Below are 15,898 nucleotides of genomic sequence, written 5' to 3'. Positions count from 1 at the left end.
TCATCGGCCGGGTAAACCCGGCAGGTCCCCTCCCGCCAAACGCGACGGCCTCCAACCCGGGTGCGTGACGAAAATCCCACGAAACAGCTGCTTTAGGACAGCGCTAAAGGGGTAGCTTGCGCCGTACCATAACTGCGATGCAGGATGTAGTGGAGCAATTACAGCGTTTGGGGATGTCGGGCTACGAGGCCAAGGCATACGTCACCCTGGTCGGTGCCGGCCAGCCTCTCAACGGCTATGAGGTCGCCAAACGCTCAGGCGTGCCACGCAGCATGGTCTACGCGACCCTGGGCAAGCTGGTGGCCAAGAGCGCGGCCTACGAGTTGCGTGGCGCCGACGACGCCGTCGACTACCTGCCGCTGCCACCGCGCTCCCTGCTGGAACGCATGCGCCGGGAGTTCGACGACTCGATCGAGTCGCTGGAGGTCTCGCTGCCCGTGATCGTGGCGTCCCCCAGGGCATATCTGATCCACAGCCTCAAGGACGCGGAGGCACTGCTCGCGCGGGCCGAGGACGTGGTGGCCGAGGCGCACACCGACCTGTTCCTGTCGATCTGGCCCGAGGAGATGGAGCGGCTCTCCCCACTGGTCGGGCGGGCCGTCGAGCGCGGGGTCGAAACCTCGGTGGTGCACTTCGGATCGGCGCGGAAGCCGGTCGGCGACTTCTACGAGCACCGCTTCCCCTCCCCGCGCGCGACCACGGAGGAGCAGGAGGGACGGGCAGGCCCGGACCACCGGCTGCTGGTCGTCACGGGCGACCGGCGGGAGACCCTGGTCGGCGGCTTCTCCGGCGGCATCGCGTGGGGCGTCTACACCGAGGACCCGGCCGTCGTCGCGATGGCCGTCCAGTACGTCAGGCAGGACATCGCCCTGCAGATCATCGCCGACCGGATCGGCCACGAGAACATGGGCGAACTCTGTGCCGGCGACCCCGAACTCAGGCGATTCCTCACCGGCCACGACTGCGCGACCGCCCTGCTACGCGCCGCCGGGATGCCCGGCCACCGTCCCGGCGCTCCCGATGGCCGATTGCTTTAACACGAATGTGGCATCCTTCGGAGAGGTTGTCCCCATATCGAGGGCCTCTATCTTGAGGGAAGACAGCGCATGGACAAACCGGTCATCATGACCGTCGACGACGATCCGGGTGTATCCCGCTCCGTCGCGCGCGACCTGCGGCGCCGCTATGGCCATTCCTACCGGATCGTCCGGGCCGAAACCGCTGTCCAGGGCATCGAGAGCGTCCGCGAACTTCGGCTCCGCGGCGACGACGTCGCGGCGATTCTCGCCGACTACCGAATGCCCCAGATGAACGGCGTGGAGTTCCTGGAACAGGCCATGGACCTGTATCCGTACGCCCGCCGCGTGCTGCTGACCGCCTACGCCGACACCGAGGCCGCGATCCAGGCGATCAACGTGGTCGACCTCGACCACTACCTGCTCAAACCGTGGGACCCGCCGGAGGAGAAGTTCTACCCGGTGCTGGACGCCCAGCTCGACGCCTGGCAGCGCACCGACCGGCGCGAGTCCGACGAGCTGCGGGTGGTGGGCGCGCGCTGGTCGGCTCCCTCGTACGAGGTCAGGGACTTCCTGTCGCGCAACCAGGTGCCCTACCGCTGGATGCTGGACGACTCCCCCGAGGGCGCCGAGCTGCTCGCGGCGGCCGGGGAGAAGGGCGGTACGGGTCCGGCCAGGGTGCCGCTGGTCGTCACCGGCGACGGTGCGAAGCTCACCGCGCCGAGCCTGTCCGAGCTGGCCCAGGCCGTCGGGCTGTCCACCGCCCCGGCCACCGACTTCTACGACCTGATCGTGATCGGGGGCGGCCCCGGCGGGCTGGGCGCCGCGGTCTACGGTGCCTCCGAGGGACTGCGCACGGTGATGGTCGAGCAGCACGCCTCGGGCGGGCAGGCGGGCCAGAGCTCCAGGATCGAGAACTACCTGGGCTTTCCCGACGGCGTCTCCGGCGCGCAACTCGCCGATCGGGCCAGGCGCCAGGCCTTGAAATTCGGCGCCGAGCTGCTCACCGCCCGCACGGTCACCAGCCTTGAGGTCAGGGGCCAGGCCCGGGTGGTCGGCTTCGCCGACGGCGGCACGATCGCGGCGCACACCGTCATCCTGGCCACCGGCGTCTCCTACCGGCGGCTGAACGCCCCCGGCCTCGACGAGTTCATCGGCTCCGGCTGCTACTACGGCGCGGCCATGACCGAGGCGCCCGAGTGCGGCAACCGCGAGGTCTACATCGTCGGCGCCGCCAACTCGGCGGGTCAGGGCGCGGTCTACCTGTCGGGGTACGCCAGCAGGGTCTACCTGGTCGTCAGGGGTGACGGGCTGGAGCGGACCATGTCGCACTACCTGATCGAGCAGATCTCGCAGATCCCGAACATCGAGGTGCTCACCGAGACCGAGGTGGTCGGCGCCGAGGGCGAGGGGCACCTGGAGCGGATCACGCTGAAGGGCCCGGACGGCGAGCGCACGGTCGGGGCCGAGTGGCTGTTCGTCTTCATCGGCGCCGAGCCGTTCACCGACTGGCTCGGCGAGACCGTCGAACGCGACGCCAGGGGCTTCGTCCTGACCGGCCCCGATCTGACCGCCGACGAGAACCGGCCGCGCAACTGGCCGCTCCGGCGGGAGCCGTACCACCTGGAGACGAACGTTCCCGGGGTGTTCGCCGCCGGTGACGTCCGGGCCGACTCGATCAAGCGGGTCGCCTCCGCGGTCGGCGAGGGCGCGATGGCCGTGGCCCTCGTCCACCGCTACCTGGAGAAGGCGTGACCAGGTCCCGCTCCGTGCTCGGCAAGGAGGTCACATGATCGACACGGATGTGCTCCGCGGGCTGTTCCTCTTCGAGCGGCTCGACGAGGACAAGCTCCGCTGGCTCGCCGAATACGGGACCGAGGAGGAGTACGAGGCGGGCGAGCCGATCATCAAGCAGGGTGATCCGGCCGACTGCTTCGCCGTGCTCATCGACGGCGAGGTGGTGATGATCACCGAGACCCCCGCCGGACCGGTCACGATGACCCCGACCTCGCAGCCCGGCGTCTACGGCGGGGCGGTCCTGGCCTACCTGGGCGACCGCGCCCCGGAGACCTACAGCCACTCGCTGCGCGCGACCAAGCCGACCCGCATGTTCATGCTCCCGGCCAGGAAGTACGGCAAGATCATGGCCGAGTGGTTCCCGATGGCGGTGCACCTGCTGGACGGAGCTCGCATCGGCGGGATGGCACAGCGGGAGCTCATCGACCGGCGGCAGCGGCTGACCGCGCTCGGCACGATCACCGCCGGGCTCACCCACGAGCTCAACAACCCGGCCGCGGCGGCGGTACGGGCCGTGGACGACCTGCGGGTGAAGGTACGGAGCTCGCGCAGGCGGCTGGCCGCGCTGGCGGAGGAGGGCATCGAGCCCGAGCGGCTGCGCGAACTGGTCGACCTGCAGGAGGCGTGCGCCGACAGCGCCTCGAAGGCGCCGCCCCGCTCGCCGCTGGAGACCTCCGACGCCGAGGACGAGCTGTCCGAGGCCCTGGAGGAGGCCGGGGTCTCGGACTCCTGGGAGATCGCGCCGGCGCTGGTGGCGGCCGGGTTCGAGGCCGGCAAGCTTGACGCCGTCCGCGAGACGATCGGCGACCGGCACCTGGACGCGGCGATGCACTGGCTGTCGGAGGCCACCGAGATCTCCCAGATGCTGAACGAGGTGACGGACGCGACCGAGCGGATCTCCTCGCTGATCGCCTCCGCCAAGCAGTACTCCCAGATGGACCGGGCGCCCTACCAGACGGTGGACGTGCGGGAGCTGCTCGACAGCACCCTCACCATGTTCCGCGGCAAGATCCCGCCGGGGATCACCATCGCCACCGACTACGACCCCGGGCTGCCGCCCATCCCCGCCTACGCGGGAGAACTCAACCAGGTGTGGACCAACCTGATCCACAACGCGCTGGACGCGATGGCCGGCAGCGGCGTCCTGACCGTCCGCACCCGCCTCGAACACGACACGATCGCGCTGATCGAGATCTGCGACACCGGCCCCGGCGTCCCCGAGGCCCTGCGCGAGCGGATCTTCGAGCCGTTCTTCACCACGAAGTCGGTGGGCGAGGGCACCGGGCTCGGCCTGGACATCTCCTTCCGCATCGTCGCCGGCCGCCACGGCGGCGACCTGCGCGTGGAGTCGAAGCCCGGCGACACCCGCTTCCAGGCACGCCTCCCCGTCACCGAGGCGTCCACCCCCACCTGAGCCCGTGCCGTCCGGAGCGGGCGCTTTGGACGGCACGGGCTCAGCAGGCCCCGAGACGTTCAGGAGCCGTGGGCGCCGCCCGCGATGTCCATCAGGCGGGCGAGGACCTTGCCGCCGGAGACCCGGACGCCGTCGTGCTCCCACTCGTTGGTCACCCAGGTCCGCACGTTGCCCACCGCGCGCGCGGTGCGCATGGACAGGCCCTCGTCGACGTACATGTCGTCGTAGTAGACGGCGGCGACCACCGGGACCCGGTTGGCGGCCAGCCGGGCCGGGTCGTAGAGGGCCGGCCAGCCGGAGACGGTGGCGAGGATCTCGGCGGCGCCCCTGAAGGGGCGGAGCGCGGCGATCTCGTCGAACATCCAGGGGTAGATCATCTCTCCGGTGGGGAGCGTCTGTCCCGCGTCCTCGCGGAACTCCTCGGGTAGCAGCCGGTGCGCGGCCCAGTCCGTGGCGGCGCCCTGGGCGTAGATCGACTCGTGCAGCACCGCGTAGAGCGGGTTGCCGACGAAACCGGTGGCCATCATGACCTCGTACCGGAAGAGGTCGGAGAGCCTGTCACCGGTCCATGCCTCCTCCAGCAACCAGTGCAGGTATTCGGCGCCGTCGCTCATCCCCAGGCACATGCCGAGGGTCTGCAGGCGGCGTACGGTCAGCACGTCACCGTCGGGGAGCGAGACCTCGTGCAGGCGCAGGTGGGCGGCTATCGCGTCCAGGCGGTCCGAGTCCTGCGGGTAACGGGCGAAGTAGCGGCGCACCTTGTCCAGGACCCGCGGGTAGGTGCGGGAGTAGACGTCGTCGGCGGTGGCGTCGAGCCCGGCCAGGCCACCGGTCACGTAGCAGGTCGCCAGGCCCTCGGGGGCCAGCGAGAGGTAGGTCAGCGTGATGAAGCCGCCGTAGCTCTGGCCGAGGGTCTCCCACGGCCGGTCGCCGGTGAGCTCGCGCCGGATCAGCTCGGCGTCGGCCACGATCGAGTCGGCCCGGAAGTGCCCGAGGCGGGCGGCGAGCTCGGCGTCCGTGCCGCGCACCGTCTTCGCGGTGACGGGAGTGCTGCGACCGGTCCCCCGCTGGTCGAGCAGGAGGACGCGATGGGTTTTCAGCGCCTGCCCCAGCCACCCCTCCGCGGCGGTCGGGCGCGGCGACTTGCCACCGGGACCCCCCTGCAGGAAGAGCAGCCACGGCAGGTCCTCCCGCTGCGTGGCCGGGTCGACCGCCTCCCGGGCGAAGACCTCGATCGTCTCGCCGCCGGGGTCGGCGTGGTCGAGGGGAACGGTGAACACGTGGTCGGTGAGCGCCACACCGGGCAGAAGGACAGTCACCCCGGAAAACTACCCGACCTCGCGCCATGATCCTCGTCCCTCCTGGGGAACGGCGCCCCTCCTGGGACATCGATACATTCCGTCCGGAAGCTTCGAGGTAAGGCGCGACTGACGACAGCAGCGGGGCTCTCAGTATGCACGCGTAATGCCATACAAAAACTGTTAACTCTTACGGGAGACGCTTCCGCCCGCATGCGGGACTTCCCCGGAGGCAGAGAACTGGTACGCTTCCCAAGCGAGCGCTTGGTTTCGTGCGGCCCGCCGCAACCGAGACCGCGGAACGGGACAGACGGAGACGACCGCCAGGGGACAAGCCGATGAAGTTCTCGACCTTCCACCTCTTCCACCGGTTCGACGGCCAGAGCTTCAAGGATGTCTACGACTACCATCTCGAACTGGTCGAGCTGGCCGAGGAGCTGGGTTTCCACGGCGTGCGGCTGGCCGAGCACCACTTCCGCGACTACGGAGTGGTCCCGAACCTGTTCACCATGCTGGCCGCCATGGCCGCGCGCACCGAGCGGCTCCGGCTGGGCACCGGCATCGTGGTGCTGCCGCTGCACAACCCGATCCACGTCGCCGAGGAGGCGGCCATGGTGGACGTGCTCTCCGGCGGGCGGCTGGAGCTGGGCATCGGGCGCGGCTACCAGAGCTTCGAGTTCGAGGGCTTCGGCATCGACCTGGCCGAGGCCCGCGACCGGTTCAACGAGGCGCTGGAGGTCATCCTCGGCCTCTGGGGCAGCCCCACCTTCCGGCACGAGGGCAAGTTCTACCGGACCGGCACCGAGGTCGAACTCGTACCCCGGCCGCTCCAGACCCCGTTCCCGCCGATCCATGTGGCCGCCGTGTCCCCGGAGACCGTGACCATGTACGCCGAGCGCGGCCTGCCCATCCTGGCCGACCCGGCGGCACCGTTCCGCAAGGTGGTCAAGGCGGCGGAGACCTGGCGGACGACCGCGGAACTGGCCGGGCACGACGTGACCGGACACGAGCTGGTGGTCGCGCGCAGCGTCTACGTCGCCGCCACGGCGGAGGCGGCCCGCGAGGACCAGGCCAGGTTCGAGGCGGGGTTCGACCGGAGCCGGATCTTCAACGAGAAGAGCGCCCCGATCGACCCCAGGACCGGCAAGGCCGCACAGGGCTTCGAGTACTACCAGGACCGCTACCTCAAGGGCGGCTCGGTCTCCAATGACTTCCGCTGGGAGCAGCTGGAGGTCATCGGCGACCCCGAGCGGGTGATCGGCCAGATCCGGCTGCTGCGGGACGCCGGATTCGCCAACCTGCTCTGCGACTTCGGCAGCACCAGGCCGATGCCGCTGGCGGAGATGAGGAAGGTCATGCGGTTCTTCGCCGCCGAGGTCATGCCGGCTTTCGAATGATCCGTCCCCGTACGGCTCGCACCGGCCGAGGCGGGAGGTCGCGGGCCGTACGCCACCCCCACCAGGAGGCGCGATGATCCACCAGTTGACCCTGTCCGACGTCCTCGCCGAACACGCCCGCAGCCGCCCCGGGGTGACCGCGGTGGTGGACGGCGAGTTGCGGCTCACCTACCCCGAACTGGACGCGCGGGTCACCCGCCTGGCGGGCGCGCTGGCCGCGCGGGGCGTGACGGCCGGGGAGCGGGTGCTCTGGCTGGGCAGAAACGACCACGCGGTGCTCGAACTGCTGCTCGCCTCGTCCAGGCTCGGCGCGATCCTCTGCCCGGCCAACTGGCGGCAGTCGGCCGAAGAGCTCTCCTTCGTCCTTTCGGACCTCGCCCCCAGGGTCGTCGTCTGGGAGGAGTCGGAGGTCGCCGCCCCGCTCAGCGGTGATGGCTGGGTCCGCGCGGGAGCGGAGTATGAGGCGTTCCTGGCGGACGGATCCGCCGGAGCCGTACCCGACCTGCCTTCCGAGGACACGGCGCCGGTGCTCGCGCTCTACACCGCCGCCTTCGACGGCCGTCCCAACGCGGCGCTGCTGAGCAGCGCCGCCCTGGTCGCGCACAGCGCCTCGCTGCTGGTGGTGCGGCAGATGGAGCCGGGCTTCACCTTCCTGAACAGCGGCCCGCTGTTCCACGTGGGCACGATGATGTTCTGCCTGGCCACGCTGCAGATCGGCGGGACGAACGTGTTCACGCCGGCTTTCGAACCCGAGGAGGTCTGCCGCCTCGTCGACGCGGAGAAGGTCACCCAGGCGTTCCTGTTCGGGCAGATGATCGACGCGGTGGTGACGGCCAACGAGGGCGGCAAGTACGACCTGACGTCGCTCCGCTTCGTCTCCCACTCGGCCGAGTGGGACGCCATGACGAGCGTGGACGACTCCCCCTGGTGCCGATCGGGGATGGGCGGCTACGGGCAGACGGAGGTGGCCGGGATGCTGACCTTCCTGGGGCTCGCCCCGGGTGCCGCGGGGTTCGCCGGACGGCCGTCACCGCTGGTACAGGTGCGCATCCTCGCCCCTGACGGCGACGAGGTGCCCGCGGGAGAGGTGGGCGAGATCTGCGCCCGCGGCAAGTCCCTTTTTTCTGGATATTTCAACAGACCTGAGCTCAACGAGGCGAAGACCCGCGGGGGCTGGCACCACACCGGCGACCTCGGCCGCCGCGAGGCCGACGGCACGATCACCTTCATCGGCCCCCGGCTCCGCATGATCAAGTCCGGCAACGAGAACATCTACCCGGCCGAGGTCGAGCGGGTGTTGAAGACCCATCCCGCCGTCGCCGACGCCGCGGTCATCGGCGTCCCCGACGAGCGGTGGCGGCAGGCGGTGAAGGCCGTCGTGGTCCTCGGGGACGGGGCCACGGCCTCCGCCGAGGAGATCGTCGAGCATGTGCGGGGCGGCCTCGCCTCATACAAGAGGCCACGGCACGTGGACTTCGTGGCGGCCATTCCCAAGAAGGGCTTCACCCCCGACTACGACGCCCTCGACGCCGCCCACGGCGGAGGCGGCTACCCCGGCACCTGACGGTCCATCCCGGTCCCGCACGGTCCGCGACGAGAGCCGGCTCCCGGGAGCCGGCTCTCGTCGGCCGTTCCGGCACGATCGGAATCGTCCACGGCCTGGGCACGACTCGGTAACTCCACCTTGACGCAGACGGAGTTTTTCCCCTTAAATTTCATTATGAATTAAGCCTCAAAGTTGAGCAGCCACCACTCCCCTCGGGCGCCCACAGAGCGCGGGAGGGTGGAACGGCGCCCCTGCCGCCGATCGTCGGCCTGGCGCCGCCCGGCAGGCGACCCATCCGCGTAACCACGCAAGGAGCGATCAAGGGATGACCCAGACCGACGACCGGACCGGCACCGGCCTGGCCCTGTTCCCCCCCGGTTTCCGCTGGGGGGTCGCCACCGCGGCCTACCAGATCGAGGGCGCCGCCGCGGAGGACGGACGCACCCCCTCCATCTGGGACACCTTCGCCAGGACCCCCGGCCGGGTGCACCTCGGGCAGACCGGCGACATCGCCTGCGACCACTACCACCGCTACGCCGACGACGTGGCCCTCATGCGGGACCTCGGCATCGACACCTACCGCTTCTCCGTCTCCTGGCCCCGGATCAGGCCCGACGGCACCGGACCGGTGAACCCCCTCGGGCTCGACTTCTACGACCGGCTGACAGACACCCTGCTGGCCGCCGGCATCGAGCCCATGACCACCCTGTACCACTGGGACCTGCCGCAGTGCCTGGAGGACCGGGGCGGCTGGACCGTGCGGGAGACCGCCCAGCACTTCGCCGAGTACGCCGGAGCGGTGTACGACCGGCTCGGAGACCGGATCAGGACCTGGACCACGCTCAACGAGCCGTGGTGCTCGGCCTTCCTCGGGTACGCCACCGGCGATCAGGCGCCCGGCAGGACCGAGCCGGACGCGGCCTTCCGCGCGGCGCACCACCTGCTGCTCGGCCACGGCCTGGCAGCCCGCGCCCTGCGCGCGGCGGGAGCCCGAGAGGTCTCGATCACGGTCAACCTCACCCCGGTGTCCCCCCGCGACCCGCAGGACCGGCACGACGTCGCGGCGGCCGGGCTCGTCGACGGCCTGCACAACCGGATCTTCCTCGACCCGATCCTCAACGGCCGCTACCCCGCCGACATGCTGGAGCACATGGCCCGCTTCACCACCCTGGAGCACATCGCCGACGGCGACGAGGAGCTGATCGGTGCCCCGATCGACCTGCTGGGAGTCAACTACTACGCGCCGACCCTCGTCGCGGCGAAGGTGGGCACGCCCTCCTCGAACCGCTTCCCCGGCACCGAGGGCGTCGAACACCTCGACCCCGACCTGCCGGTGACCGCCATGGGCTGGCCCGTCGAGGCCGACGGCCTGCGCAGGCTCCTCGTGCGGCTGGCGCGGGACTATCCCGCCACCCCGCTGATGATCACCGAGAACGGGGCGGCCTACCACGACTCCGCCGAGGACGGCCGGGTGGCCGACGCCGAGCGCGTCGACTACCTGCGCACCCATCTGCTCGCCGCCCACCAGGCGATCGGTGAGGGAGCCGACCTGCGCGGTTACCTGGCCTGGTCGCTGATGGACAACTTCGAGTGGGCGTACGGCTACGAGAAGCGGTTCGGGCTGGTCCACGTCGACTACGACACCCAACGGCGCATCCCCAAGGACAGCGCCCTGTGGTACAGCGGCGTCATCGGCAGGAACGGGATCTGAGTCGACGCTCCCCGGCCGGCCCGGATCAGGCCGCGCCGGATCAGGCCGCGCCGGATCAGGCCGCGCCGGATCAGGCCGCGCCGGATCAGGCCGCGCCGGATCAGGCCGCGCCGGATCAGGCCGCGCCGGATCAGGCCGCGCCGGATCAGGCCGCGCCGGGTGAGTTCGTACCCGGCGGGTCCAGGCGACCGGCATGACGGTCTCCGGTGCGGCGAACCGCGTGGTGGACGTCGGCGAGCATCCGAAGCCGCGGCGCTCGGCGCCGGAGACCGGTCAGCCGTGCGCGGGCCCGGCCGCCCGTGCCGGGGTCTCGTCCCGCCCCGCGGGGCGCACCGCGTGGCTGCGCAGCAGGAAGTCCTCGACGACCAGGGTGGCCGCGCCCAGGGCGACCGCCTCGGGGCCGAGCCGGCCCAGCTCGATCGACGCCTGCGAGAAGGGCAGGGGCAGGGCGTACCTGGCGGCGGCGGCACGGATCTCGGCAAGGAACTCCCGCCCGAGCAGGGACCCGGCCCAGCCGCCGAGGATGACACGCTCGGGGTTGAACAGGTTGATGAGGTTGGCCAGCCCCGCCCCGAGACAGCGGACGGCCTCCTCGAACGCGGGCCTGGCCAGCGGGTCGGCGAGAAGCGCGGCGAAGACGCTCTCCTCGTCGTCGTCCCCCAGGTCCCTGCCCGCGCCGGCGAGGATCGCCTCGGCGCCGACGTACGCCTCCAGGCAGCCCTGGCCGCCGCAGCGGCAGGGGCGCCCGTCGAGGACGATCTTCGTATGGCCCCACTCCCCCGCGCCGTTCGCCGTTCCCCGGTAGGTGACGCCGCCGTTGATGACGCTCGCCCCGGCGCCGGTGCCGATGAAGGTCATGACCAGGTGCTGGGCGCCCTTGCCCGCCCCGAACCAGAGCTCGGCCTGGCCGGTGGTCTTGACCCCGTTGTCGGCGAAGACCGGGATCGAGGTGCCCTCGCGCAGCAGCGCGCCCAGCGGTACGCCGTCCCAGCCGAACGCGCGGGCGTGGATGAGCAGGTCGGGCCCCTGCTCGGCGACACCCGGGACGCCCAGCCCCATGCCGAGCACCTCGGACTCGTCCGCCCCCGCCTCCGACAGGACCGCCTCCAGCCCGTCGAGGATGTGACGGGCCACCACGGCGGGCTCGTGGTGGCTCGGGTCGAGGGCGAACTCCTTCCTCGCCCGCTCCTGCATCGCCAGGTCGTACAGCTCGACGCGGACGCGGGTCTCCCCGACCCCCACCCCGACCACGTATCCGTACGAGGGGTCGACCCTGAGCATGATCCGCGGTCGCCCGCCGTCGGAGTCGACGGAACCGGTCTCGACCACGATGCCGTCCGCGATGAGGTCGCCGATCACGTTGCTGACCGTCGCGGCGCTGAGACCGGTCGTCTGGGCCAGGTCGTGCCTGCTCAGCTCGTTGGCGAAATACAACGTCCACAGGACCACGGACCGGTTGCCCTTCCGCACATCACGGAGGGTCCCCCGCTGTGGACGGCTCATGCTTCTCCCCCGGGGAAGTAATTTCAAATGTTAGTACAACTACTACTCTAGTCACTCGCGGCCAATGCTCATCGAGCACACTCCTGCCCGGCGAGGCGCGTCGCACCCGCGTCGGGTGCGAGGAGAGTTTCCCAGGTCGGGCGGGGAATCGCCATGTCCGGCACGGACCCTCGGAACGGTCTCGAAGGCGCCGATCCGCCCGGTGCGCTCCCGGGCGGACCGGGCGGACCGGGCGGATCCATCGGTACAGAACACGCCCGGTGCCCGGGAAACGGCCTTCTCAGAGGATCGCCAGCGGGTTGATCGGGCTTCCCGTGCCCCCCTCGATCCTCAGCGGGGCCGCGACGAAGACGAAGTCCCCGCCGCCGCGACCGGCGCAGGCCGCGCCCAGTTCCTCCAGCGAGAGCATCTCGGCCAGGTGGATGCCGTGCCGCCAGAGCAGGATCAGGTGCAGATCGTCCGTCAAGTCCTCGTCGGCGAGCTGGCGGGCGTTGAGACCCCCGATGGCGGCGTTGTCCGAGGCGACCACGGCGACGTCGCGGGCGGCGAGCCACCTGCCGCCGTCCGCGGACAGGCCCGGCTGGCCCGCCCAGTAGTCCTGCGGCGAGCCCTCCCAGACCAGGGGCCAGCCGGTGCGGACCACCGCCACGTCGCCGGGGCGCACATCGTCGTGGATCTCCGCCAGCAGGTCGCCGGAGACGCGGAAGTCCACCGGCAGGTGGTCAAGGCCGAGATGGCGGGGGACGTCGAAGAGCACCCCCCGGGCGACGACGCCGCCCGCGGTCTCGATGCCGCAGCGGGTGGCCCCGTAGGACCTGACCCTGGCGGCGGGGTGCCCGTTGTAGAGCTCCTCCCCCGCCCACATGTGGCAGAGCGCGTCCATATGAGTCGTGGTGCCGTGGTGGGTGACCATCAGGGCGTCGTCGGCCATCCGCAGCCCGGCCCCGATCGGGCGGGTGCCGGCCGCGTAGTCGCCGCCGTCCACGGACATGAAGTGCTGCGGCAGCGGGCGGCCCCGCAGGTGCGGAACCGTCGTGGGGGCGGGCGAGGAGGTGGCACCCCTGATGGGCATGGCCAGGCTGATCACCTGGCCGGTGACGGCGGAGGCGAGGGCGGCCAGGACCGTGCCGGGGGTCAGCAGGTTGAGGGTGCCACGCTGGTCTCCTGGGCCGAAGCGGCCCCAGTTGTTAGGCTCGGCTACCAAGCAAGTGCTCACTTTCTAAGGATGCGGGGACGGACGATGACTGCGGACGGTGTGATCGAGGGTCGGACGGACACGTACGGGCACTGCGACCCCCGGTTCTCCCGGGTGCGGGAGGTGTTCGAAGCGCACTTCACCGGCGGCGAGGAACTGGGCGCGGCGTTCGCGGTCTTCCTGGACGGCGAACCCGTCGTGGATCTGTGGGGCGGGGTCGCCGACCGCCACAGCGGGCGGCCCTGGGAGCGTGACACCCCCGTGCTGGCGTACTCGTGCACCAAGGCGGTGACCGCGACGGTCGCGCTGCTGCTGGCCGAGCGCGGCCTGCTCGACATCGCCGCCCCGGTCGCGGACGTCTGGCCGGAGTTCGCGCGGCACGGCAAGGAGCGCGTCACCGTCGAGCACCTGCTCACCCACCAGGCGGGGCTGCCCGTGATCGAGGAGCAGGTCCCGGTGGAGGAGTTCGGCGACCAGGCCGCCATCGCGGACCGGCTGGCCGGCCAGGCGCCGATCTGGGAGCCGGGCACCGCGCACGGCTACCACGCGCTGACGTACGGGTTCCTGGTCGGCGAGGTGGTCCGCAGGGTGTCGGGCGGCTCCGTGGGCGAACTGGTGGCCGCGGAGATCTCCGGGCCACTCGATCTGGAGCTCCAGGTCGGCGCCGGCGACGACGCGATCGAGCGGGCGGCCCGGCTGTCCGCCCGGGAGCGCGCGAGGCCCTCCGCCCCGGCACCCGCCGAATCCGCGCCGGCGGGCGCGGCGGACCAGGCCGGACAGATCACCGGCACCGCGCGGGCCGCGGAGGACGGGCGGGCCGGTAACGGCACGGCAGGCGGCCCCGCGACGGTCTCCACGGTGGCGGAGTTGCCGGGAGGCGGACCCGGGGACCCGGTCTACGAGATGGCCAGGGCCTCGCTCGACAGGAACAGCCTGATGAACCGGGCGCTGGGCAACCCGCCGATCCACCGGCTGCCCGGCGGTGCCAACAATCCGGTCGTCCTGCGGGCCGGCTGGCCCGCGATGGGCGCCGTCACCAGCGCCCGGGGACTGGCCGGGTTCTACCGCGACCTGGTGGCCGGGCGGATCGTGGGCCCGGAGACCCTGCGCGACGCGACGCGCAGGAGGGTGCACGGCCCGGACAGGGTGATGTTCATCGACAGCTCCTTCGGGCTGGGCTACATGCGTCCGGCGATGACCTTCCTCACCCCCGCCGGCGGCGCGGAGACCGCTTTCGGCCACACCGGTCTCGGCGGGTCGCTGGGCCTCGGCGACGCCGAGCACGGCCTGGGCATGGCGTACACGATGAACAGGATGGCGGGCGCCGTCTCCGGCAGCCTCCGCGCCTACCGCCTGACCGAGGCCGTCTACGAGTCGCTCCCCCAGGGGCGCCCCACGCGCTGAACCCCGCGGGGACGCCTCCGGAGAACCCGGGAAGGACACCGGGGAGGAGCGGGTCGACAGCCCCCGCCGACCGGCGGCACCGGTTCCCAGGCGCCGTCGTCGGCCACTCGTCCGAGGTGTCAATGCATCGTGACGCCGCCGCTGACCGACAGGGTCTGCCCCGTGACGTAGGCGGCCCTGTCGGTGCAGAGGTAGGCGACCATCCCGGCGACGTCCTCGGGGGCGCCGAGGCGGCGCAGCGGGATGCCCCTGGCGATCCTGTCGACCAGTCCGGGCTTCTCCGCGTCCACCCGGCGGAGCATCGGGGTGTCGGTGGGCCCCGGGCAGACCACGTTGGAGGTGACGTTCCCCCGGGCCGCCTCCCTGGCCAGCGTCTTGGCCAGGCCGAACAGTCCCGCCTTGGTCGCGGCGTACGCGCCCTCGCCGCCGGAGCCGGCCCGTGCCCCGTCCGAGGAGACGAAGACCAGGCGGCCCCAGCCGCGCTCGATCATCCCGGGCAGCAGAAGGCGGGTGAGCAGCATCGGGGCGCGCAGGTTGACCCGCCACATCAGCTCCCAGCCTTCGGGGTCGCCGGTGACGAACGGCTCGACGATCGACACCCCGGCGTTGTTGACCAGGATGTCCACCGGCCCGGCCCGCCCGCAGAAGTCCTCGATGGACGCCGGGTCCGCCAGGTCGACCCGCAGGGCCGTGGCCGGGGCCCGCGGCCCCCTCGGCACCCCGGCCCCGGGACCCAGGCCGATCGACTCCCTGTTCAGCTCGTCGGCGATCGCCACGGCGCCGGACTCGTCCACGTCGGCCACGACGACCCCGGCCCCGAGCGCGGCGAGGTCGCGGCAGACCGCGGCGCCGATCGCCCCGGCTCCCCCGGTCACCACCGCCGTGCGTCCGTCCAGCCTCAGGCCGTCGATCACTTCCAGACCTCCACGATGTCGGCGGCCCGCACCCGTGCGGCGAGCAGGCTCACGGTGTGCCTCAGCACCGCCTGCGCGTAGTCGTCGGGGACTCCCGCCACGGCGTCGGTCACCACCGCCACCCGGTAGCCGAGGTTGACCGCCTCCAGGGCGAGCCCGGGAATGCCGAGGTTGAGGGAGAGCCCCACGGCGACGACCGTCGAGACGCCGAGCGAGCGCAGGGTCATGTCCAGCGACGTCCCGGTGAAGGGCGAGAACCCGTGGTGGCGGCGCGACTCCAGGTCGCCGGGGTCGCGCAGGCCGGGCAGCACCTCGACCGCGCCGCTGCCCTCCAGCATGTGCGCGGGGTCCTTGAGCAGGGCCGCGATGAAGGGGCTGTTCGCGGTGTGCGACCCGGCGCGGTCGGCACGGAAGGCCGCGGTGCAGTGGATCACCGGCACCCCGGCCGCGCGGGCCGCGGCCAGCACCGCGGCGGCGTTGGCCACCACGTCGCGCCGGGCGCACACCTCCACCAGGTCCGGGAACTTCGCGAGATCTCCGGCGACGCCGCGCTGCATCTCCATCACCAGCACCGCGCTGCGGTCCGGCGCGGCGAGCGCGCCCAGATCGACGGCCATCCGACCTCCACTAACCCGAGCGCTTGCTTGGTTAACGATCGGAGCCTAACACGCGAGCGGATCGACCGCCGAGCACGATTTCGATC

At 71.5% G+C, this 15,898-nt stretch carries 12 protein-coding genes; 7 read left to right on the top strand and 5 right to left on the bottom strand.

Annotated features, from left to right (window positions below; genetic code table 11):
* Positions 1-137 precede the first annotated feature (137 nt).
* The 3 genes from ACQP0P_RS12320 (at position 138) to ACQP0P_RS12310 (ending at position 4,227) form a co-directional block, all read left to right on the top strand.
* Entirely contained in the window at positions 138-1,037 is a 900-nt protein-coding gene (locus ACQP0P_RS12320; RefSeq protein WP_433375075.1) for a TrmB family transcriptional regulator, read from the top strand.
* Between the two features lie 69 nt (positions 1,038-1,106).
* Complete coding sequence (locus tag ACQP0P_RS12315) at positions 1,107-2,771, top strand: FAD-dependent oxidoreductase (RefSeq protein ID WP_433375072.1); 1,665 nt, start codon at positions 1,107-1,109, stop codon at positions 2,769-2,771.
* Positions 2,772-2,805: 34 nt separating this feature from the next.
* The gene (locus tag ACQP0P_RS12310; protein WP_433375069.1) at positions 2,806-4,227 is read left to right on the top strand and encodes an ATP-binding protein; all 1,422 of its coding nucleotides are present in this window, start codon (positions 2,806-2,808) and stop codon (positions 4,225-4,227) included.
* 59 nt (positions 4,228-4,286) lie between these two features.
* Here ACQP0P_RS12310 and ACQP0P_RS12305 read toward each other — a convergent pair whose 3' ends face one another.
* On the bottom strand, positions 4,287-5,546 hold the full coding sequence (locus ACQP0P_RS12305; protein ID WP_433375066.1) for an alpha/beta fold hydrolase: 1,260 nt from the start codon (positions 5,544-5,546) through the stop codon (positions 4,287-4,289).
* A 317-nt stretch (positions 5,547-5,863) separates the two neighbouring features.
* On the opposite strand from ACQP0P_RS12305, the gene ACQP0P_RS12300 reads away from it, so the two are divergent.
* The 3 genes from ACQP0P_RS12300 to ACQP0P_RS12290 all read left to right on the top strand — a co-directional run bounded on the left by ACQP0P_RS12300 (position 5,864) and on the right by ACQP0P_RS12290 (position 10,179).
* Complete coding sequence (locus ACQP0P_RS12300) at positions 5,864-6,922, top strand: LLM class flavin-dependent oxidoreductase (RefSeq protein WP_355554889.1); 1,059 nt, start codon at positions 5,864-5,866, stop codon at positions 6,920-6,922.
* A 73-nt stretch (positions 6,923-6,995) separates the two neighbouring features.
* Complete coding sequence (locus tag ACQP0P_RS12295; protein WP_433375063.1) at positions 6,996-8,486, top strand: AMP-binding protein; 1,491 nt, start codon at positions 6,996-6,998, stop codon at positions 8,484-8,486.
* 307 nt (positions 8,487-8,793) lie between these two features.
* On the top strand, positions 8,794-10,179 hold the full coding sequence (locus tag ACQP0P_RS12290; protein WP_433375060.1) for a GH1 family beta-glucosidase: 1,386 nt from the start codon (positions 8,794-8,796) through the stop codon (positions 10,177-10,179).
* A gap of 273 nt (positions 10,180-10,452) precedes the next feature.
* On the opposite strand, the gene ACQP0P_RS12285 is transcribed toward ACQP0P_RS12290, so the two are convergent.
* Together ACQP0P_RS12285 and ACQP0P_RS12280 are read right to left on the bottom strand one after the other, a co-directional pair.
* The gene (locus tag ACQP0P_RS12285; protein WP_433375057.1) at positions 10,453-11,682 is read right to left on the bottom strand and encodes an ROK family transcriptional regulator; all 1,230 of its coding nucleotides are present in this window, start codon (positions 11,680-11,682) and stop codon (positions 10,453-10,455) included.
* A gap of 280 nt (positions 11,683-11,962) precedes the next feature.
* Positions 11,963-12,886, bottom strand: coding sequence for a cyclase family protein (locus ACQP0P_RS12280; RefSeq protein ID WP_355554914.1), 924 nt, complete (start codon positions 12,884-12,886; stop codon positions 11,963-11,965).
* Between the two features lie 36 nt (positions 12,887-12,922).
* Between ACQP0P_RS12280 and ACQP0P_RS12275 the strand changes: the two genes are divergently transcribed.
* Positions 12,923-14,281, top strand: coding sequence for a serine hydrolase domain-containing protein (locus ACQP0P_RS12275; RefSeq protein WP_433375053.1), 1,359 nt, complete (start codon positions 12,923-12,925; stop codon positions 14,279-14,281).
* A 119-nt stretch (positions 14,282-14,400) separates the two neighbouring features.
* Here ACQP0P_RS12275 and ACQP0P_RS12270 read toward each other — a convergent pair whose 3' ends face one another.
* The gene (locus tag ACQP0P_RS12270) at positions 14,401-15,192 is read right to left on the bottom strand and encodes an SDR family NAD(P)-dependent oxidoreductase (RefSeq protein WP_433381833.1); all 792 of its coding nucleotides are present in this window, start codon (positions 15,190-15,192) and stop codon (positions 14,401-14,403) included.
* Positions 15,192-15,812: an isochorismatase family protein gene (locus tag ACQP0P_RS12265; RefSeq protein WP_433375050.1), complete on the bottom strand. Its 621-nt coding sequence runs from the start codon at positions 15,810-15,812 to the stop codon at positions 15,192-15,194. Before ACQP0P_RS12265 ends, ACQP0P_RS12270 begins: the two co-directional genes overlap by 1 nt.
* Positions 15,813-15,898: the final 86 nt, after the last annotated feature.

This window comes from Streptosporangium sp. CA-115845, from assembly GCF_050943795.1.
Taxonomy (GTDB): Bacteria; Actinomycetota; Actinomycetes; order Streptosporangiales; family Streptosporangiaceae; genus Streptosporangium.
This window is presented reverse-complemented; position numbering and strand designations above follow the sequence as displayed.

Excerpts from the sequence above, each read along its gene's own strand:
- ACQP0P_RS12320 (WP_433375075.1), top strand. The coding sequence starts at position 138 with ATGCAGGATGTAGTGGAGCAATTACAGCGTTTGGGGATGTCGGGCTAC.
- ACQP0P_RS12315 (WP_433375072.1), top strand. The coding sequence starts at position 1,107 with ATGGACAAACCGGTCATCATGACCGTCGACGACGATCCGGGTGTATCC.
- ACQP0P_RS12310 (WP_433375069.1), top strand. The coding sequence starts at position 2,806 with ATGATCGACACGGATGTGCTCCGCGGGCTGTTCCTCTTCGAGCGGCTC.
- ACQP0P_RS12300 (WP_355554889.1), top strand. The coding sequence starts at position 5,864 with ATGAAGTTCTCGACCTTCCACCTCTTCCACCGGTTCGACGGCCAGAGC.
- ACQP0P_RS12295 (WP_433375063.1), top strand. The coding sequence starts at position 6,996 with ATGATCCACCAGTTGACCCTGTCCGACGTCCTCGCCGAACACGCCCGC.
- ACQP0P_RS12290 (WP_433375060.1), top strand. The coding sequence starts at position 8,794 with ATGACCCAGACCGACGACCGGACCGGCACCGGCCTGGCCCTGTTCCCC.
- ACQP0P_RS12285 (WP_433375057.1), bottom strand. The coding sequence starts at position 11,682 with ATGAGCCGTCCACAGCGGGGGACCCTCCGTGATGTGCGGAAGGGCAAC.
- ACQP0P_RS12275 (WP_433375053.1), top strand. The coding sequence starts at position 12,923 with ATGACTGCGGACGGTGTGATCGAGGGTCGGACGGACACGTACGGGCAC.
- ACQP0P_RS12265 (WP_433375050.1), bottom strand. The coding sequence starts at position 15,812 with ATGGCCGTCGATCTGGGCGCGCTCGCCGCGCCGGACCGCAGCGCGGTG.